The 19,079-nt window shown below is 35.4% G+C and carries 20 protein-coding genes; 12 read left to right on the top strand and 8 right to left on the bottom strand.

All coding sequences use genetic code 11. The annotated features are described in order from the left end of the window. Positions 1-412 precede the first annotated feature (412 nt). Positions 413-1,408 (top strand): acyltransferase family protein, encoded by a 996-nt coding sequence (locus tag BFG57_RS06715; protein ID WP_069716722.1) that lies wholly within the window; start codon positions 413-415, stop codon positions 1,406-1,408. A gap of 204 nt (positions 1,409-1,612) precedes the next feature. On the opposite strand, the gene BFG57_RS06710 is transcribed toward BFG57_RS06715, so the two are convergent. After that, positions 1,613-2,287, bottom strand: coding sequence for a DUF4397 domain-containing protein (locus tag BFG57_RS06710; RefSeq protein WP_069716721.1), 675 nt, complete (start codon positions 2,285-2,287; stop codon positions 1,613-1,615). 257 nt (positions 2,288-2,544) lie between these two features. On the opposite strand from BFG57_RS06710, the gene BFG57_RS06705 reads away from it, so the two are divergent. From BFG57_RS06705 to BFG57_RS06695, 3 genes are all read left to right on the top strand, one after another. Beyond that, the gene (locus BFG57_RS06705) at positions 2,545-3,720 is read left to right on the top strand and encodes a GNAT family N-acetyltransferase (protein WP_175428285.1); all 1,176 of its coding nucleotides are present in this window, start codon (positions 2,545-2,547) and stop codon (positions 3,718-3,720) included. Positions 3,721-3,780: 60 nt separating this feature from the next. After that, entirely contained in the window at positions 3,781-4,119 is a 339-nt protein-coding gene (locus BFG57_RS06700) for a YwdI family protein (RefSeq protein ID WP_069716719.1), read from the top strand. A 117-nt stretch (positions 4,120-4,236) separates the two neighbouring features. Next, on the top strand, positions 4,237-4,611 hold the full coding sequence (locus BFG57_RS06695; protein WP_069716718.1) for a DUF423 domain-containing protein: 375 nt from the start codon (positions 4,237-4,239) through the stop codon (positions 4,609-4,611). 202 nt (positions 4,612-4,813) lie between these two features. On the opposite strand, the gene gerQ is transcribed toward BFG57_RS06695, so the two are convergent. From gerQ to hemQ, 3 genes are all read right to left on the bottom strand, one after another. After that, the gene (gene gerQ / locus BFG57_RS06690; RefSeq protein ID WP_245676712.1) at positions 4,814-5,230 is read right to left on the bottom strand and encodes a spore coat protein GerQ; all 417 of its coding nucleotides are present in this window, start codon (positions 5,228-5,230) and stop codon (positions 4,814-4,816) included. A gap of 24 nt (positions 5,231-5,254) precedes the next feature. Further along, positions 5,255-5,683: a cell wall hydrolase gene (locus BFG57_RS06685; protein WP_069716716.1), complete on the bottom strand. Its 429-nt coding sequence runs from the start codon at positions 5,681-5,683 to the stop codon at positions 5,255-5,257. A 178-nt stretch (positions 5,684-5,861) separates the two neighbouring features. Next, a complete protein-coding gene (hemQ, locus tag BFG57_RS06680; protein ID WP_069716715.1) occupies positions 5,862-6,605 on the bottom strand; it encodes a hydrogen peroxide-dependent heme synthase in 744 nt (247 codons plus the stop codon). Between the two features lie 364 nt (positions 6,606-6,969). Between hemQ and pta the strand changes: the two genes are divergently transcribed. Continuing rightward, entirely contained in the window at positions 6,970-7,941 is a 972-nt protein-coding gene (gene pta, locus BFG57_RS06675; RefSeq protein ID WP_069716714.1) for a phosphate acetyltransferase, read from the top strand. A gap of 128 nt (positions 7,942-8,069) precedes the next feature. On the opposite strand, the gene lipL is transcribed toward pta, so the two are convergent. After that, on the bottom strand, positions 8,070-8,900 hold the full coding sequence (lipL, locus tag BFG57_RS06670) for an octanoyl-[GcvH]:protein N-octanoyltransferase (protein WP_069716713.1): 831 nt from the start codon (positions 8,898-8,900) through the stop codon (positions 8,070-8,072). A gap of 380 nt (positions 8,901-9,280) precedes the next feature. Next, positions 9,281-9,907: an RsfA family transcriptional regulator gene (locus BFG57_RS06665; protein WP_069716712.1), complete on the bottom strand. Its 627-nt coding sequence runs from the start codon at positions 9,905-9,907 to the stop codon at positions 9,281-9,283. A 431-nt stretch (positions 9,908-10,338) separates the two neighbouring features. Here BFG57_RS06665 and BFG57_RS06660 point away from each other — a divergent pair, with 431 nt between their 5' ends. The 3 genes from BFG57_RS06660 (at position 10,339) to BFG57_RS06650 (ending at position 12,692) form a co-directional block, all read left to right on the top strand. Continuing rightward, positions 10,339-10,566, top strand: coding sequence for a YuzB family protein (locus tag BFG57_RS06660; RefSeq protein ID WP_069716711.1), 228 nt, complete (start codon positions 10,339-10,341; stop codon positions 10,564-10,566). 316 nt (positions 10,567-10,882) lie between these two features. After that, entirely contained in the window at positions 10,883-12,160 is a 1,278-nt protein-coding gene (locus BFG57_RS06655) for an HD domain-containing protein (protein WP_069716745.1), read from the top strand. Between the two features lie 13 nt (positions 12,161-12,173). Then, a complete protein-coding gene (locus BFG57_RS06650) occupies positions 12,174-12,692 on the top strand; it encodes a YwgA family protein (protein ID WP_069716710.1) in 519 nt (172 codons plus the stop codon). A 146-nt stretch (positions 12,693-12,838) separates the two neighbouring features. Here BFG57_RS06650 and BFG57_RS06645 read toward each other — a convergent pair whose 3' ends face one another. Then, positions 12,839-13,027: a 2-hydroxymuconate tautomerase gene (locus tag BFG57_RS06645; RefSeq protein WP_069716709.1), complete on the bottom strand. Its 189-nt coding sequence runs from the start codon at positions 13,025-13,027 to the stop codon at positions 12,839-12,841. A 262-nt stretch (positions 13,028-13,289) separates the two neighbouring features. Here BFG57_RS06645 and BFG57_RS06640 point away from each other — a divergent pair, with 262 nt between their 5' ends. Beyond that, positions 13,290-13,790, top strand: coding sequence for a YwhD family protein (locus tag BFG57_RS06640; protein ID WP_069716708.1), 501 nt, complete (start codon positions 13,290-13,292; stop codon positions 13,788-13,790). 266 nt (positions 13,791-14,056) lie between these two features. On the opposite strand, the gene BFG57_RS06635 is transcribed toward BFG57_RS06640, so the two are convergent. Further along, positions 14,057-16,108 (bottom strand): transglycosylase domain-containing protein, encoded by a 2,052-nt coding sequence (locus BFG57_RS06635; protein ID WP_069716707.1) that lies wholly within the window; start codon positions 16,106-16,108, stop codon positions 14,057-14,059. A gap of 248 nt (positions 16,109-16,356) precedes the next feature. Between BFG57_RS06635 and speE the strand changes: the two genes are divergently transcribed. The 3 genes from speE to BFG57_RS06620 all read left to right on the top strand — a co-directional run bounded on the left by speE (position 16,357) and on the right by BFG57_RS06620 (position 19,076). Next, positions 16,357-17,184 (top strand): polyamine aminopropyltransferase, encoded by an 828-nt coding sequence (gene speE / locus BFG57_RS06630; RefSeq protein WP_069716706.1) that lies wholly within the window; start codon positions 16,357-16,359, stop codon positions 17,182-17,184. 11 nt (positions 17,185-17,195) lie between these two features. Beyond that, positions 17,196-18,068 (top strand): agmatinase, encoded by an 873-nt coding sequence (gene speB / locus BFG57_RS06625; protein WP_069716705.1) that lies wholly within the window; start codon positions 17,196-17,198, stop codon positions 18,066-18,068. Positions 18,069-18,644: 576 nt separating this feature from the next. After that, positions 18,645-19,076: a YwiB family protein gene (locus BFG57_RS06620; protein ID WP_069716704.1), complete on the top strand. Its 432-nt coding sequence runs from the start codon at positions 18,645-18,647 to the stop codon at positions 19,074-19,076. Positions 19,077-19,079 lie beyond the last annotated feature (3 nt).

Below are 19,079 nucleotides of genomic sequence, written 5' to 3'. Positions count from 1 at the left end.
AATATAGTTTATTTATCGGATTTTATCAAGGCGTGTTTCGATGAAATGCTAATAATTATTCATTTTTATTGTATGATTGTATAGGGGATTGGGGAGAAACCGTTTGTTCTGTAAGTTTCAAGTTAGTGATGAAATTTCGATAAGAAACTTCAAATATTAAGTAGTTAAATGTTTCATGTGAAACAAAAGTTGACATTTTTCTCGTAAAAATCCACTTATTTTATCTTATCTTATGCAAAATTGCGTGATACAAAAATTAAAAGTTGAATTAGACTTTTGGGTAGTTTAATGGGTTTTTCGAAAAAGCATTCCCTTGTTATTTTTTACAACTGCTCAATACGATAACAAATAATATTTTTTATCGAAACTTGTATGGAAGGATGTGATTTAATAATTAGGAAAGGTGATAAACATGCAACGAGAAGCATATTACGACAATGCGAGGTTTTTATTGATCACATTAGTCGTATTTGGACATTTATTAACACCTTTTGTTGGAGAAAGTCAGATTGGATCGACACTTTATCGGTTTATTTATACATTCCATATGCCAGCTTTTATTTTACTAGCAGGGTTCTTTGCAAAAGGTTTTCATAAGGAAGGATACTTGAAAAAAATTTTTTTCAAGCTGCTCATCCCATATTTTATTTTTCAAATCGTTTATAGTCTTTATTATGTATTAATGAATTACAAAGGTTCATTAACAATAGATTTTTTTCTTCCTCAATGGTCATTATGGTTTTTGTTAAGTTTGTTTTTTTGGAATGCTCTATTATTCGTAATTACAAAACTTCAACCAAAATGGGCTTTGACTGTTTCTCTAACAATTAGTTTATTAATTGGATATGTAGATTTTGTTGGGCAATATTTAAGCTTGTCAAGAACCTTTGTTTTCTTACCAATCTTTTTAATAGGGTTTTATATGAAGAAAGAACACTTTGTATGGATGAAGCAACCAACGGTTCAAATTGTCTCAGCTAGTATATTATTAACAACATTGATTAGCTTTTTCTATTTGCCTCAATTTAATACAGATTGGTTACTCGGTTCAATGTCATATGAACAACTTGATGTTGGAGTTATGGGTGGATTATATCGATTTGGATGGTATATGTTAACACTTATAAATATGTTTAGCTTTTTGTCGTTAGTTCCAACTAAAAAGTTTTATTTTACTGATTTCGGAGCACGGACATTGTATGTATATTTGTTACATGGATTTATAATTCAATATGCAAGAAATGAAAAAGTATTACATTTAGAAAATGGATTTGATTTGATCATATTGGCTGCACTGTCTATAGGATTAACGATAGTTTTATCAAGTAAATTAATTAATGCAGTTGCACAACCATTAATTGATTTAAGAGTAACTAAAATGAAATATTATTTATCACGTGTCAGATGATCAAGAAATTTCAAATTAAAATTTTTGTCAATGTAACACATAGTGATTTAAAGAAATAACTAATAATCTAGTTAGATTGTGAAATAACATGCCTCAATTGGATACGGTTTGAAGAAGAGAGTATTATCTTTCAAAGTGAAGGTAATACACATGAATGAAGACAAGTTGGCTATGGATAAACATAGCCAACTTGTCTTCGATTTATTATTCTACAACATATGTAACAATGAGCGGTTCAATACTATCTAACATATTGATAGCATAAACAGAGTACACAGTATTCTTGTCTAATTTTGTACCTGATAGGTCAAGAACTGGTTGTTCATTATCACTTGTTACAACTTCGAAATTATAAGTATCTGCTTCTAGTTCTACAAAATCAGTAATATCTTTAAATGATACGTCCTCAAAAACAACTTTATCATCCTTTAGTCCAACGTTAACTGGTGGGGCATCAGGTGAAAAATGACCGACACGTATTTTAGTCATGCCTTCGGTAAGAGCAAGGTCATCTTCAGATATAACGAGTTCAATGTTATCTACAGTATTAACAGCAGCCACGGTGTATGCTTTATCTGCATCAGTTGTTATATCAGCTTCAATAACAGGGTCTTGTTCATCTTCAGTACCTGTTGCGTAAATTTTAACCTCGTGTTCACCAGCTGAAAGTGTTAAATAGTCTGTTACAGCTTTGAATGCTGCATTTTCAACAACAATTTCTCCATCAATAACAATATCTACTGCTGGGGCATCTGGTGAAGCATGAATGATACGAACCATAGAAGTATTTTGAACTTCCTTCGCAAATGTAGCATTTGCGGTGACAACCACAAACGATAGGATTAAGAAGCTAATAATAAGTGAAATCGTTTTTTTCATTTTGTTACACTCCTTTTCAAAGTTATATTCGCAGTTATTTTGGCTTGTATTCTGCCATTTATACAGCCTATTAGAAAATGAACCTTTCCATAGTTAATTTGAACGTAATTATTACTTTTTTTGTTATGTCAACTTTTATTAAAAAGTAACCTTTTTATTGAAGGTTTTAGCTTCATAAATCAAGTTCATAAAAGCAATATCCTTTAGTTTGAGAAGTAGGAAAAATCACGTATAGTAAGGGATAAGGAGTGATGAAGGTGAGTGAAATTCAAATTTTAGATGGTAGTAAGATGGAAGATGTGATTAAGTTATCAGAATTTGCTTTTCAATATGTTTTATCTGAAGATCAAAAAGAAAAGCAACAAAGCTGGTATGGACGCCATAAGATATTTGGGATGAACGATGGTCAAAACCTTGCTTCAAAATTGCATCTCGTGCCGTTACATACATATATTCACGGAACATCCTATAAAATGGGCGGCATTGCTGCTGTTGCGACTTGGCCAGAATATCGTAGGCAGGGAATGGTGAAGCAACTGATGATAGAGAGCCTACGTGTGATGAAAGAAGAAGGTTATCTCTTGTCATATTTGCACCCATTTTCAGTCTCTTTTTATCGGAAATACGGATGGGAGACGTTAACCTCTGTTAAGAAATATAAGCTACCACTCAACAAGCTTTCATTTAGTAAGACAACTGGAAGTGTAAAAAGAGTAGGCTCGGATATTCCGTTGTTAAATGGTATTTATGAAGCATATTGTGAGCAGTATAATGGATTGTTGCAACGTTCAGAGTGGTGGTGGAGAAATCGTGTATTTTCAGAGGATGAACATGCTACCGTTTGGTTTGACAACGAGAATAATCCCAAAGGTTATATGATTTATACGGTAAGTGACAAACTTATGAAAATTGAGGAATTTGTGCATTTAAATGTACAGGCACAATTAGGTTTACTTCAATTTATACGTAATCATGATTCAATGGCAGAGAAAGTTGAAATGTTCATGCCTGAAAATGATAAACTTTCTTATCTACTAGATGAACCAACAATTGAACAAGTGACAGAAACATATTACATGAGTCGAATTGTGGATGCACACAGCTTTTTGAAACAATATCCGTTTGAACAAGAGGATGGAGAGACGTTGTTTCTACACATTTCAGATGAGTATGCTAGTTGGAATAGTGGAACATACCGGATAGGGAAAAATGATGTTGAGTTTTTCCCAGAAAAGAAAGAGAAGAAAGCATGTAGTCAGGCTCCTAAACGAGGAATAAGGTGTGATATTCAAACATTGACAACATTGTTGCTAGGATATCAAAAAACAAGCTTTTTATATGAGACTGGAAAGTTACAAGGAGACGTATCGGATGTGAAGCGATTTGAAAAATGGATTCCGTCAAAAGACACATACTTCTTAGATTTTTATTGAGTAGATAATGATTTATATGGATATTTATATTAAGAAACTAGGTATGAAGAGGGCGATTAGATGAATATTCCAATAAAAGGGTTACTGCACCAAATGAAAAATGAACTTGAATTGGCCGATAGAAAAGTTACATTGGAGGAAAAACAAGCTGTAAGAGAGCATGTTCACGCCATAAAGACATTATGTGAATTAATATTAAATGAAGGTGAAAATGATAAAAGTTATACACCAACTGTAAGAGTAGATGATCAAAGAGATAGCTTTCAAGAGCATCTCCATATGATGGAACATGGTAAAGGGAAGCCAGTTATACCAACAACGAGTCCATCTACAAAATCATTACAAGGTAAGAAGATAATAGAAGATGATGCAAATGGAGATTCACTATTTGATTTTTAAATAGATTGTACGTAGTAGTTATGATTGATAATTTGAAAAGAGAAGTTTAGAGAGTTGTAGTTAATTGTCAAAATAGTTTATGATGAAGGAAACGATACTAACAAAAGGTGAATGTCTATGTTAAAAACTTTTATGATTTTAGGAAGTGTGAATGCATTCCTATCAGTAGCATTAGGTGCCTTTGGTGCACATGGGTTAGAGGGGAAGTTATCAGAAAGAATGATAACCATTTGGGAGAAAGGTGTTAACTATCAAATGTTCCATTCTATTGGCCTGTTTGTAGTAGCCCTTGCTTCTTCCAAAATAACAAATTCTGCGCTAATGACATGGTCAGGTTGGTTAATGTTTGTAGGTATTATATTGTTCTCAGGAAGTCTGTACGTGTTAAGTACAACTGGGATAACGAAGCTTGGGATGATCACACCACTCGGTGGTGTTGCATTTCTCATTGCGTGGACATTGCTTGCGATTGCTGCATTCAAACATCTATAATACAAAAAAAGTTGCCTTACATACAAGGCAACTTTTTTTGTATGGAAATGTAACGTGATGAGGTGGCTAGCTTCAAGTGCTACTGATTTGATTATAAGAGTCAATTTATCAAGAATGTAATTTAGATATTCTAATCATTGCATAGATAGGAAGGTATATTACGTAACTCAACTCTTATTCATGAGTGTTAGGTTTGTATTTTTTAGTATGGCAAATCATAATTTACTTCTTCGTCAAAGACAACGTAATCAAGGTAAATCATTAATAATAGGTATCGTTTTCCTGTTTCAGGATCACTTAATATGATATGATCACGACCTGCAGCTTCGATTATACCTCTAAAGGTCATCGCATTCCATTCCTTGTTGTTTTCAAATGTCATGTATACAGTAACAGGTTTACCTCTATTTAATCGGAGAATATTTTCGATATAGGATTCTTCTAGCGGTAGCATGCCAGGAATATTAGAGTATGGTGATTTTGGTGGCCCAGCAGTACTTGGTCCAGTTTGTGGTATAGGTCCCCCGGTAGTATAACCAGGCGGAAAGCCATAGGAATAGGAAGGTTGTTGTCGACCTCCATATACGTTTTGGTAAGGTGAATAATAATCTTGTTTCATAAGACTCCTCCTCATCATTCATAATTAAAATGTTCGGTAAACGCTAGGGCAATTGGCTTCAAGAGGTGTGAAAAAGCAATGAGACTTGTATCGTCCAGAATTCCACTGATCATACCATTGAGCTGGACAATCACCTTCTGGTCTAAAGAACCATAATGAATTGCTTGCTGGATCAAGACGCATTCCCTTAATTGCTTTTCGGGCTAATTCAATATCCTTTTCTCTAGCCCTTTGATAAAAATATCCTTTTTGAGTTGCTTCAAAGCCACCAGGAGACTGGAAGACCATTCTTCTCATTGAGTCAATATCCTTAAAGTCAAGGCAGTTAGCACGGATGCGATTTACACCTACATTTCCAACCATTAACATGCCAAGTTGACCGTCGCCTTCTGCTTCAGCACGCATTAACCTCGCTAACAACTTTACATCCATTTCGTTGTATGGAATTACCATCTTTGTTCACCTCACAAGAATGATAAAGAAAAAATAGCAAGTTTAAAGGCTGTCTAAGAAAGGTATTTAATTGGTCGATTATACTTCAGTATTTAAAGTTATGAGATGAGAAACAAGTTTATGACAAAAAAACTCCTTGTGTATGATTTACAACAAGGAGAAAATGAGTTTATTAAATTTATACATGAAGGAAGTTTGAAATTCGTTCTTGCGGTAAGCGAGTTCCCACATAGAAGGATCCGAATTCACCGAAGCGAGCACTTACTTCATCAAAGCGCATTTCGTATATAAGTTTTTTGAATTGTAGAACGTCATCTGAGAATAATGTAACGCCCCATTCCCAATCATCAAAACCAACTGAACCCGTAATAATTTGTTTTACTTTACCTGCATATTGACGACCAATCATTCCATGGCTACGCATCATATTCATGCGTTCTTCCATTGAAAGCATGTACCAGTTATCATCACCTTGACGACGTTTATCCATTGGATAGAAGCAGAGATATTCCCATTGTGGAAGAATAGGTTTAAGACGTGCTTGAATTTGTGGATCTTCGTTTGGATCTTTATCAGCCGGAAGATAGTTACTTAATTCTACAACCGATACATAAGAATAAACCGGAATTGTATAATCAGCAAGTCTAGTTTTATTAAAGGCTGTTTCAATATCACCAAGCTCGTTCATTGTTGGACGAAGTGTCATTAAGACAAAGTCAGCCTTTTGCCCAATTATTTGATAGAAAGCATGGCTACCTACTTTTTCTTCTTGAGTTTCGTTTAACTTATTTAAGAAAGCCTGGAATTCATGAATGATAGCTTCACGCTCATCACTTGAAAGCTGTTTCCAAGCAACCCAATCGATTGAACGGAAATCATGTAGACTATACCAACCTTCTAAAGTTTTTGCTGGTTCGCTCATTTAAGTTCACTCCTTCAATATGTTCGAGAATAGTATGTACACTCCATATAAATATAACATACATGTCATAGAAACACCGAGTTCGAGCATGTAGCAACAGGAATCTTTAAGAATGATTTTTAGATCAAGTTTTAATTGAAAACAAAAGATTCTATTTTTTGAAAAAATAAAGACTTTTATTTGAAAGCGATTACGTAAGATGTGCTTGTTTTAAAAGTATGTAAAAAGCAGTATCCTAATGGAAGCAGTAAAGTATTATTAGTATTTAGAGAAAGTGTCGGTTTGAAAGTATATGAATAGGTAATAGTAAACGTAGACATGTTTCGCTAAAAGTTGAGGATATAATTAATGGAGGTTCAAAATAATGAGTGATTTATTTACTGGTATTAAAGAAAAATTGTCGGGAGAAAAGAAAACAGTTGTTTTTCCTGAGGGAACAGATGAGCGTATCCTAACAGTCGTAAGTCGTTTAGCCAATGAAGATCTTCTACATCCAATAGTAGTAGGAAATGAAGAGGAAGTTCGTAATACAGCAAATTCCCTAAATGTTGAATTGAGTGGTGTTACTATTTTTGATCCTGGAACTTATGAAGAGATGGATATGCTCGTTCAATCATTCGTAGAAAGAAGAAAAGGAAAGTCTACTGAAGAAGATGCACGAAAAATTCTTCAAGATGCTAATTATTTTGGAACAATGCTTGTACATACGAACAAAGCAGATGGTCTTGTGAGTGGAGCAGTACATTCTACAGCAGATACTGTTCGTCCTGCTTTACAAATTATTAAGACTAAAGAAGGCATGAAAAAAACCTCGGGTGCATTTGTTATGGTACGCGGTGATGAGAAATATGTATTTGCTGATTGTGCGATTAACATTTCACCGAATAGCAAAGATTTAGCGGAAATAGCAATAGCAAGTGCTGAAACAGCGAAATTATTTGATATTGATCCTCGTGTTGCGATGTTAAGCTTTTCAACTTACGGTTCGGCAATATCACCTGAAACAGAACGTGTAACAGAAGCGCTTAAATTAGTTAAGGAAGAACGTGATGACCTTGTTATCGATGGTGAATTCCAATTTGATGCAGCATTTGTTCCGTCTGTTGCGGCTAAAAAAGCACCTGATTCAGTTATAAAAGGAGATGCGAACGTGTTCATATTCCCTAGCTTAGAAGCAGGTAATATCGGGTACAAAATTGCACAACGTCTTGGTAACTTCGAAGCTGTAGGCCCTATTCTGCAAGGCTTAAATCGCCCAGTAAACGACCTTTCTCGTGGCTGTAGTGCTGAAGATGTGTACAAGCTTGCGTTGATTACTGCAGCTCAAGCTCTGTAATAACACGAGACTTTATTAGCGTTAGATTCTTACAAGGTTCATAAAAGCAGTCAAGTATGGATAGAATGGATGTTCCATACTTGATTGCTTTTTATCAATCTATCATTTATGGCAAGAAGGTAATATGATTAAGTTAACACTTTCTCATTTCGTTTAAGTATACGTTGGTAGTTATAATCATATAATTGAAATTCCTCTATGCTAAGTTGCATAGGTAATAGTTGTTTGCTATATTCTTTCAGGCGAGTTAGCAGAAGAAACATAAGCGACTGAACGTTTATTTCTTCAAGTAATAATTCGCTTAAAGAAGCCATTGTATTAGGTACGATATGAGGAAAGTCAAATTTAGTTTGCTCATTTTGACGACCAATTTTATAGAATTCACGTATCAATTCAGCTCGTTCGCTCCCACTACCTGTTGCACATAGATAGATTTGTACAGCTACTCCACCGCGAAGTCTCCGTTGGGAAATTCCTGCAAATTTCTTTCCATTAATACTTAAGTCATAGCTACCAGGACAATAGGAGCCCACAATTTCTCTAGCTTCTATTTCAACAGGGTAACCGTGTAACATTTGTTTGATTAAATCAAACATAGCATCATAACCCTTATCAATATTGATTCGTTCTTCTGGTAAGACAAGTGAAATATTAAGAACTCCTTCGTCTAATACAACAGCAAGTCCACCAGAATTACGGACGATTACATTCCATCCTTGTTCTTCGAGAAAAGTAACTGCTTCTGTAATGTACGGTAATCTCGTATCTTGAATACCAAGTACGATTGTATTATGGTGAACCCATGAACGAACAGTAGGGTGTGATTGTCCTTCTCCAATCACTTGGCACAATGTATCATCTATTGCAAATGACTGTAATGCATCAAAAGCTGGACCTAGACTTGTTTGGTCAATTAGCCTCCAAGTATTTTGATGTAATAATGAATGACTCAAGGTCAAGCCCCTCCTTATAAAATGTAAAATAAAACTACCATCTATGTTTAATCTTCAAGGTCTTTTATTGGTGGTTATTTATGATTGGCATCAGTTTATAGCTATACTTGAATATACCATATAGTTAAAGAGCAACTAAATTACCGAACTGCTTAATGTTTTTGTTTTCAAGTAACAATATTCAAAAATAGAGTATTCTCGGTTTCTGATAGATAGAGCAATATGAGTGTTATTCATTATAGCATGGAGGGTTTAGATGTTTGTGAACATGAGAAAAAGAAGAGCCTAGTAAGCTCTTCTTATTCCCATATACACTTGCAGTAAAGATAGAAGTTATATTGTATATAAAAGTGTCAATAGGGAGGAAAGACACTAGTTAACAAAAATTATTTATTGGCAACGCGTTCTAGGTTCCCGTTGCGATCCATTTGAAACGTATTTGCCTTCAAATCATCATCTTCAAACATTACCATTTTTCTTGCACGATTCATGATTTTTACAAGTGCTTCATAGTCACGCTCAATCGTTTCAAATGATTCCTCTTTTTTATGAATTTCGTTTTCTAGTTCTTCAGTCTGCTTGGATAGAAGTGCATTTTGTTGTTTCATTGTTTCAATTTCGTGTTGTAATTCTTCATCGTGCTCAGTTTGTCCATTTTTTAATTCTTGTAAAAACCCAATGACATCATCAATTGAAACATTAAGTTCTGTTTTTCTATCGATCTCATGATAGTCAATAACTGTCTCAGGTGGCGTATATAATGGTTTTGTTTTTAATTTTAGCGCACGCATACGCTGCTTTCGTTCTTTCTTCGAACGTGCAATGTCAGTTGTATGTTTAGCACGAACAATCGCGTTCCAACGGAATCCACAAGCTGCAGATGTACGATTTAATTTATCACCGACTTCATCAAAGGCATTTAACTGCGTACTTCCTTCTCGAATGTGGCGCAGAACTGTTTCTGCAAGCAACTTATCATCTCTTTCACTCCATGCATCTTGTCTTGATTTCATTTAAATTTCCCCTTTCTATTTCAATAAGTTTAATAGAACAAATGTAAATTATAGGTGTGCTAACGCTACACGGTTCCTATATTGAACGATTGGATGTAATTCCATCAGTTGTTCAATGTAGAAGCAGTGAATGATGCAAGAAAATCTCCACTTAATTGTTTAACAATCATATTTTGTAAGTGGTGATTTAAGATATTTAGTTCAGTTACTATTAGGATGACCAAATAGAGAAATAATATACGTATCAAATTAAAAGTGTAATAGAGGTTATTGAAAACGTTGGGGAAAAGTTACATCTGTTTGTGATAAATGCAATAGTTGCATCAATGAAAGCGGCAGTGATAAAATAAATGCCGTCTAGTATAAAACATAATAGAATCAAAATGTAACACGGATATAGATTAGAACAATAATGAGAAAGGGTGAATTAGATGGCGAAGAATGAGTTCCGGGTTTGCGATGACTGCAAAGGCGTTGATGTGAAAACATTGGTTCCGAAGCTGAAGGAAGCTGACTCTAACGCTGATATTCAAATTGGGTGTCAGTCATATTGTGGACCAGGCCGTAAGAAAACTTTTGCGTTTGTGAACAATCGCCCTATCGCTGCGTTAGATGAAGATGCATTGATGGAAAAAGTAATAAAAAAAATGAAAAAATAACGATTAAAACCGTGTTGCGACAGCAGTACGGTTTTTTTATGGAAAACATATAAAATTTATAGATATAACATACTAAAAACATGATTGAATTGATCAAGGATAAGTGATTACTTCGTCCTATAATTATAAACTTTTTATGAAGAAATGTTTAGAGATATACAATCGTTTAATCAAAGGAGTTATGATGAGGTAGTGCCAGTTAACTAGACTATTATCAATCGTTACGAGCTTTTTGTATTTTATTTATTGCATGTATAATAGAGCGAGATAATCAATCGAAGGGAAGGAGCCCCTAACGTTGAAAAATTATGCAACGATGCAATTGAGTGAAGAGAAAGTGTTCAAAGACCCTGTTCATCGTTATGTTCATGTACGTGATTTATTAATTTGGGACTTAATAGGTACAAAAGAGTTTCAGCGTTTACGTCGTGTTCGTCAGCTTGGCACGTCGTATTTGACGTTTCATGGGGCAGAGCACAGCCGTTTTAATCATTCCCTCGGAGTATATGAAATTATACGAAGAATCATCGACCGTTTTGAGGGTTATGAGAATTGGAATAGGAATGAACGATTACTTTGTTTAGCAGCAGCTCTACTGCATGACGTCGGTCACGGACCATTTTCACATTCTTTTGAGAAAGTATTTTCACTAGATCATGAAGAATGGACTCGTAAGATTATTCTAGGTAACACGCAAGTTCATGAAGTGTTGCAGCGAGTAAGTGCTGACTTTCCTGAGAAGGTCGCAGATGTGATTAATAAAACATATGAAAATAAATTAGTAGTTAGCTTAATATCAAGCCAGATAGATGCAGATAGAATGGATTATTTACAGCGTGATGCGTATTATACAGGCGTAAGTTATGGCCATTTCGATATGGAACGTATTTTACGTGTGATGCGACCTACTGAGGAACAGGCAGTTATTAAGAAAACAGGGATGCATGCGGTTGAAGACTACATAATGAGTCGCTACCAAATGTACTGGCAAGTGTATTTTCACCCTGTTACACGTAGTGCCGAAGTGATTCTTACAAAAATCTTTAAGCGTGTTAAGGAACTGTATAAAACGGGTTATAGCTTCTTATATGAACCGATTCATTTCTATGCCTTCTTTGAGGAAGATGTATCTTTGCAAGATTATTTGAGATTAGATGAATCGATTGTGTTGTTCTATTTTCAAATGTGGCAAGAAGAAAAGGATGAAATATTAAGAGATTTATGCCAACGATTTATGAACCGAAAGCTCTTTAAATATGCTGAATTTAACCCAATTAACTTAGCACAATGGGAAGAGTTGAAAAACTTGTTCCGAGTTGCGGGATTAAACACAGACTATTATTTAGTAATGGATTCATCTTCTGATTTACCGTACGATTTTTATCGTCCTGGTGAAGAAGGAGAACGAGTCCCTATCTACTTATCAATGCCAAATGGCGAATTACGGGAATTATCAAGGGAATCAGAAATTGTTGAATCAATCTCAGGGAAAACAAGAACAGATCATAAGTTATACTTTCCAGAAGATAAAATCAATGAACTTCCAGATGACAGTCAAGTCAAGCGCAGAATTATGGAAATATTGCAAGGATAGGAGATGAATCGGTTTGTTTGATCATCATGTAAAGATATTGAAAGTGTTGGAGGATGCAGAAGAAGTTATTGGAAGAAAGAAATTGCAGAAGATCATTTATATTGCGAAGAAGTTAGAGTATCCATTTAGCGAAAAGTACAACTTTCATTTTTATGGCCCTTATTCTGAAGAATTAACGTTACGTATCGAGGAATTAGGAAATCTAGGTTTTTTAAATGAGATAAGAGAGAAAAAAGGTCGCTCCTTTCAATATCGTTATTCTCTTACTGAAAAAGGGAGTGGATTTCTGCAACAATACCAAATTGAATTACCTCCAATGCGTGAATATGTTAAAAAGGTCAATTGCCAAAGCTCTAGATTCCTTGAACTAGTCTCTACAATTCTCTATTTTGATGACTTGTCAAAAGCTCATGTAATAGAAAAGATCTATGCAATAAAGAGTGAGCAAAACTACGCAGAAGAAGAGATTCAGGAAGCTTATCGTTATATTAATGACTTAAAGCAGCTCTCTGAAGTGTTACAACATAGTTAAGAGATTAAGGAGCGTATTTAGGGTGATGAAAGCACCAGTATGCACGATTACTTATAACTTCATATTAATGAAGTTCATAGATGGGTATCTAAATACGATTCCTTATTTTAAAAAAATGGTCACCTCAATTGAGGTGACCATCTTTATTATTCTTGGTCGCTTAGACGTTTGCCTGCAACACCGTAATGATTTTTCGTCATTTCTTCAATAAATACTGTAATACGTTCTTTTGGAGCTCCTGTTGTTTCACTAACAGCATCTGTTACTTTTTCTACAAGTGCTTTTTTTTGGTCATCAGAACGACCTTCAAGCATTTTTACAGTTACGTATGGCATGATGTCTCTCTCCTTTAATACATAGTTCAACATGTATTGTTCGCAAAAAATGTAGAAATTCCTCTTTTTTTATCTTATTTTTTGAATTTACTTTAGATGAAATCAATAAAATTTGTATGATAAAATAAAGTGAAACTTCCATCAGTTGGGATATTACTTTCATCCTAATGGGTGGTTAGATGAACCGATTATACAATGATAGAACGAGTTAGTTCGTAATAAACTATGCATATATTCTTATAAGAAAAAGGAGCGGTAATAAATGAGCGAAAAGAAGCTTGGGTTTAATATTATAAAAAATGATCCGACCGATGGACATGGCGGTTACGGCACAGGAGCGTTAAGCTTGGAGAATGTTTCACCCGTAATTGTAGATGTTGAAAATGGTGAAGCATCTGTTGATGTAGGTGCACTGCATGCAAGAAGTGCAATTGAAAAACGAATTAAGTTTACTCCTAATAAAGAAGATGTGCCAAACGGGAAGTTGTATTGGCTCGTATGGGTTACGGTTCAACGTGGGGAGAAAGGACCTGAGTATGCGGGTGTAGGAGCTTGTGAAATGTTAATTGATGCGGAAAGTCGTCGTGGGTACAAGTCTATGCCTGAACATGTTAATCATATGGATAAAGCTTTAAAAGGAAAGTTAGTTGTTGATAATATGGATGAAAAATCAAAAATAATTCTCGCTGATTTTTTGAAAAACTTCAATGATGGTGAAATATGGAGAAACACACGTGAAGAAATTCATGAATCTTTAAGATGACCGTATAAATTGTGCTGTATTTGAAATAACGTTCAGAGATAGTTTTAGCACTACATGACAAGAAATAATAATTATTGTCGGAAAATGTATGAATTCTTTTTGAACATTGTGTGAAAACCTTGAGCTTTTTGTCAAAAGAAAGTAAACTGTCTTTAAAGTCTACTAACACACTTTTAGACTAGGACATAAAAAAGTCGAGATCTCCCTCAAGATCTCGACTTTTTTGTGAACTTTTTTATATCTAAATCGTCTTTCACGGTGCTAGATTAGAAAGAAAAAAGCTCCTTCCACCAACTTTTTTGTTCAGGCACCTCTGGCTGTGCATCCAGATCTTCATGAAGATGTTCATTACAATATTGTGTCGGTTCAGTTCCTTCTAAATAATAGACGAATCTTTTATTCGGGCAGCTCTCTGTTGCTAACTTTCCATTATCAGGATTAATATATTTTCCAACAACTGTTTTTGGTTTCTTAAATGAGTGAACAGGCATGCCAGTATGGGCATCTTCCATAAACTGTGCCCAAATGTACTTAGAATACTGTTTCTCTCGCGGTGAAGTAATTTCTTTTCCTTTATCATAACCAATCCATACTGCAGTTGTTAGCTGAGGAGAAAAGCCTACCATCCAACTGTCTGTTTCAGTTGTACCTGATTTTCCTGCATAAGGCCGAGTTAGGCTATGGCGAATGTCACGCCCTGTTACAGTCGTATAATCATTTAATGAAGGGTCAAACATACCTGTCATTAACTGTGTGGTAACATAAGTAGCTGCTTCATTCAAAATTTGTTTTTGCTCTGGCATTTCATTCTCAAACAGTATTTTTCCATTATAGTCAGTAATCTTCTGAATGAAGATTGGTTGTACCTGTTTTCCATTATTTGCGAAATGACTGTATGCTTGAGCCATTTCGATTAATTTTACTGATGAAGTCCCTAATGCTAGTGATGGAACTGCTAACAAGTCACTAGAGATTCCTATTTCCTTTGCGGTGTCTACTAACTTCTCTGGACCTAAAAACATATGTGCTTTGACTGCGTATATGTTATCTGATAATGCAATGGCCTGAGCCAAAGTTATAAAGTCGTTTGCATAATAATTATTGTAATTACTCGGTGTATATGTCGCTTTTCCTTCATCATAACGGAACGTCATAGGTTCACTACGCATGACGGTTGAGGGTGTAAAACCATTATCAATCGCATTATAAAAAAGAATAGGTTTGAAAGTTGAACCAGGCATCCTAATTGCTTGAACTGCACGATTGTATGGACTTTCTTCATAACTTCTGCCACCTACTAATGCTTTAACAGCACCAGAGTAAGGGTCCATGGCTATTAAAGATGCTTGAATATTTGAATCTTCCCTAATAATTTGCTCAAAAGATTTCTCAGCTGCTTGCTGCATGAAAGGATCGAGAGTCGTATGTACTCTTAACCCTCCTTGAGCAAGTGTCTGCTCATCAAAGTTTAGTTCATCTTGGAGAGTTTTTCTAACGATATCTTGAAAATATGGGGCAATTCCAATGGCTGTTGTTTCGTTTTTATTAAAAATAATAGACTCATTCATTGCAGCTTGTGCATCCTCTATACTGAGTAGTTCTTGTGCAACCATTGCATTTAAAACAACTGCTTGACGCTTTTTCGAATTCTCATAATTAAGAAATGGAGAATAATGACTAGGTGCCTTAGGAATTCCTGCAAGTAAGCTCGCTTCACTTAATGAAAGATCTAAAGCTGATTTATTGAAATAATGTTTTGCAGCTGCTTCAATGCCATACATACCGTTGCCATAATAAATAGTATTAAGATAGCCTTCGAGTATTTCATCTTTAGAATAATTTGTTTCAAGACGAATGGTATAGAGTGCTTCATTTAATTTACGGGTCCAAGTTTTTTCATGACTCAAATACAAATTACGGGCATATTGCTGTGTGATTGTGCTTGCTCCTTGTACCTTTGCACCAGCTTTAATATCAGCAATTGCTGCACCAGCGATACGTTTGAGATCGAAACCGAAATGCTTGAAAAATTTACGATCCTCTACAGATAATGTAGCATCGATTACATGGGGAGAAATCTCTTCAAGCTCAACCCAATATCTCTCTTCTCCATAGTGACTTTCACCAATCACTGTTCCATCATTTGCATAGAACACACTTGTTTGAGATACATTAAGTGGTGGAGGACCTTGGACAACACCATAAATGAACGCACTAAATATAACTAACATTAAACTAATAATTATGAGAATAGCAATAAACAATAGTGCGCGTATCCATTTCCAAGAGCGTTGAATTCGTTCAGTTATGATTTCCATTACATAGACACCCCCCTTAATATTTAAGTAATAAGAAATGCTTAAACCTCTACTATTATGGGAACAAAACGATTCTTTTAAACATTTAAAAATTATTCTTGCAATTTTTGCGTGATCCACTATACTTTTCTTGTACTTTGAGTAAATGACTATACGTTCTCAAGTTCATTACTATGGATTGTTAAATTCGTTATAGATAATAGATTGTTATTAAATAGTGAATTAAATGAAAAGGAATGGTGAATAAGATGGAATTATGGTTCACAGAAAAGCAAACAAAATCATTCGGTATTACTGCAAAAGTAAAACGTACATTACATACTGAAAAAACAGATTTTCAAGATTTAGATATGATTGAAACAGAAGAGTTCGGTAATATGCTAGTACTAGATGGTATGGTTATGACTACGCAAAAGGACGAGTTTGTCTATCATGAGATGGTAGCGCACGTACCGTTGTTTACTCATCCGAATCCAAAGCATGTACTTGTTGTTGGTGGCGGTGATGGCGGTGTTATTCGTGAAGTATTGAAGCATCCAAGTGTTGAAAAGGCAGTTTTAGTTGAAATTGATGGGAAAGTAATTGAGTATTCTAAGAAATACTTACCTGAAATTGCTGGAGAACTAGAAAATTCACGTGTTGAAGTAAAAGTAGACGATGGATTCATGCATATTGCAAAAAGCGAAAATGAATATGACGTAATCATGGTTGATTCTACGGAGCCAGTTGGTCCTGCAGCAAACTTGTTTACTAAAGGATTCTATGCAGGTATTTCGAAAGCGTTAAAAGATGATGGTATATTTGTGGCGCAAACAGATAACCCATGGTTTAAGGCTGACTTAATCTCACAAGTGTTTTCTGATGTGAAGGAAATATTCCCATTAACACGTTTGTATACAGCTAATATCCCTACTTACCCAAGTGGATTATGGACATTCACAATCGGTTCTAAGAAACATGATCCTTTAGAAGTAAGTGAAGAACGTTTTCATGATATTGAAACAAAATATTATACGAAGGAATTGCACAGAGCCGCATTCGCACTGCCAAAATTCGTTCAAGATTTAACAAAATAGGGGGATCCTCAATGCGATTCGATGAAGCTTATTCTGGAAATGTATTTATTATGAGCAACCCAAATTTTGATGAGAGTCAGGCTGTCATCTATGGGATGCCTATGGATTGGACTGTTAGCTTTAGACCGGGATCACGGTTTGGCCCGGCACGAGTTCGAGAAGTGTCACTCGGTCTTGAGGAATACAGCCCGTATGCGGACCGTCACTTAGAAGAAGTTAATTACTTCGATGCTGGAGATATCCCATTACCGTTCGGAAATCCACAACGTAGTATAGATATGATTGAAGAGTATGTTGAGAAGATTTTAGATGCTGGTAAGTACCCGCTTGGAATCGGAGGGGAACATCTTGTTACATGGCCAGTTATTAAGGCTATGCACCGTAAATACCCTGATATGGCACTAATTCATATTGATGCCCATGCTGATTTGCGTGAGGAATATGAAGGAGAACCGTTATCACATTCAACTCCGGTTCGAAAAGCATGTAATTTAATTGGTCCCGAAAACGTCTATTCATTCGGAATCCGTTCAGGAATGCGTGAGGAATTTGCATATGCGAAAGAGTCCGGTATGTATATGGCGAAGTTTGATGTAGCTGAACCATTGAAAGAGGTACTACCGAAGCTTGCTGGACGTAATGTTTATGTAACGATTGACATTGATGTATTAGACCCGGCACATGCCCCTGGTACAGGCACTGCTGAAGCGGGGGGTATTACTTCAAAAGAATTGCTCGAAGCAATTATGGCAATCTCTAATTCAGATATTAATGTTATCGGTTCCGATATTGTTGAAGTTGCTCCACAGTATGATTCGAGTGAGCAAACCCAAATTGCAGCGAGTAAATTTATTCGTGAAATGTTACTAGGTTGGGTTAAATAGATGAAAAGAGCATCTTCTTTGCTTATAAGAAGATGCTTTTATTTATCATTTCTTTATTAATAGAAGAGCTCTATAATTGGAGGTTCCTGTATAATGGGATGTTCAAAAAGTCCGAGAAATGACTGTATTTGCACAGGATGTGTTGATCCCACGTTGGCGATTGAAGTGGCAGGTTTTAGTGGCGCTTCCTGCATAACTTATTCGGCAAATACTAACTCGTATGTATCTGCGTATGCAAGTGTTTTGGAGAAGTAAATTCCACAATACAAGGCAACAGAGATGTTTTTCAGTGCAGTGGTCTCACTCCGGTACCGGGACCTTCGCTGACTTGTTCTTCTCCGTCTTTTGTCCTCCTTTTTGAACACTCTCTATACGGTGTACTATTGAACGAACGATACATAGAAAGGCATTTGCTTAACCGTTCTGAACTTGTATAATAGTTTCGTAAATATGTTAGAATGTTAAAGTTAAGCAAATTTATTTTTATTATTTAGTGCAGTAAATAAATGAAAGAAAGTTCTATCTAGCAAGAGTTTCGCTTAAATCACGTTAATGTGTATAAAGGACGTGTGACAATTGTCTAATGAAAAACAGCAAATTGATGTAAGGTTAGTAACAGAGATTCGTGATGCAGGAAGGCATGAAACGATTGTGATCGAATCTTCTGGTATGAAATATAAGAAAAATGATTCACTTTTTCTTTCCTTTGAAGAAAATTTAGAAGGTATTGATAAAGTAAAAACGATTATGAAACTCACAGAAAATGAGTTATTCATCATGCGTTCTGGTGGTGTGACAATGCGACAAAACTTCCGAGTAGGGGAGTTGCTAGCTGGTTCGTATCAAAGTCCGTATGGAACGATGGCAATGGAAACGAAAACAGAACGCATACATTATCAATTCAATGATAAAAAACGAGAAGGAAAGCTTGATCTTGCGTATCGTTTGAAGATGCAAGCTGAAGAAGCAGGGCGTTATCGTTTGACGCTCACATATAAGGAGGTCTAATAG

Source organism: Bacillus solimangrovi (genome assembly GCF_001742425.1).
Lineage (GTDB): Bacteria > Bacillota > Bacilli > Bacillales > Bacillaceae_N > Bacillus_AV > Bacillus_AV solimangrovi.
This window is presented reverse-complemented; position numbering and strand designations above follow the sequence as displayed.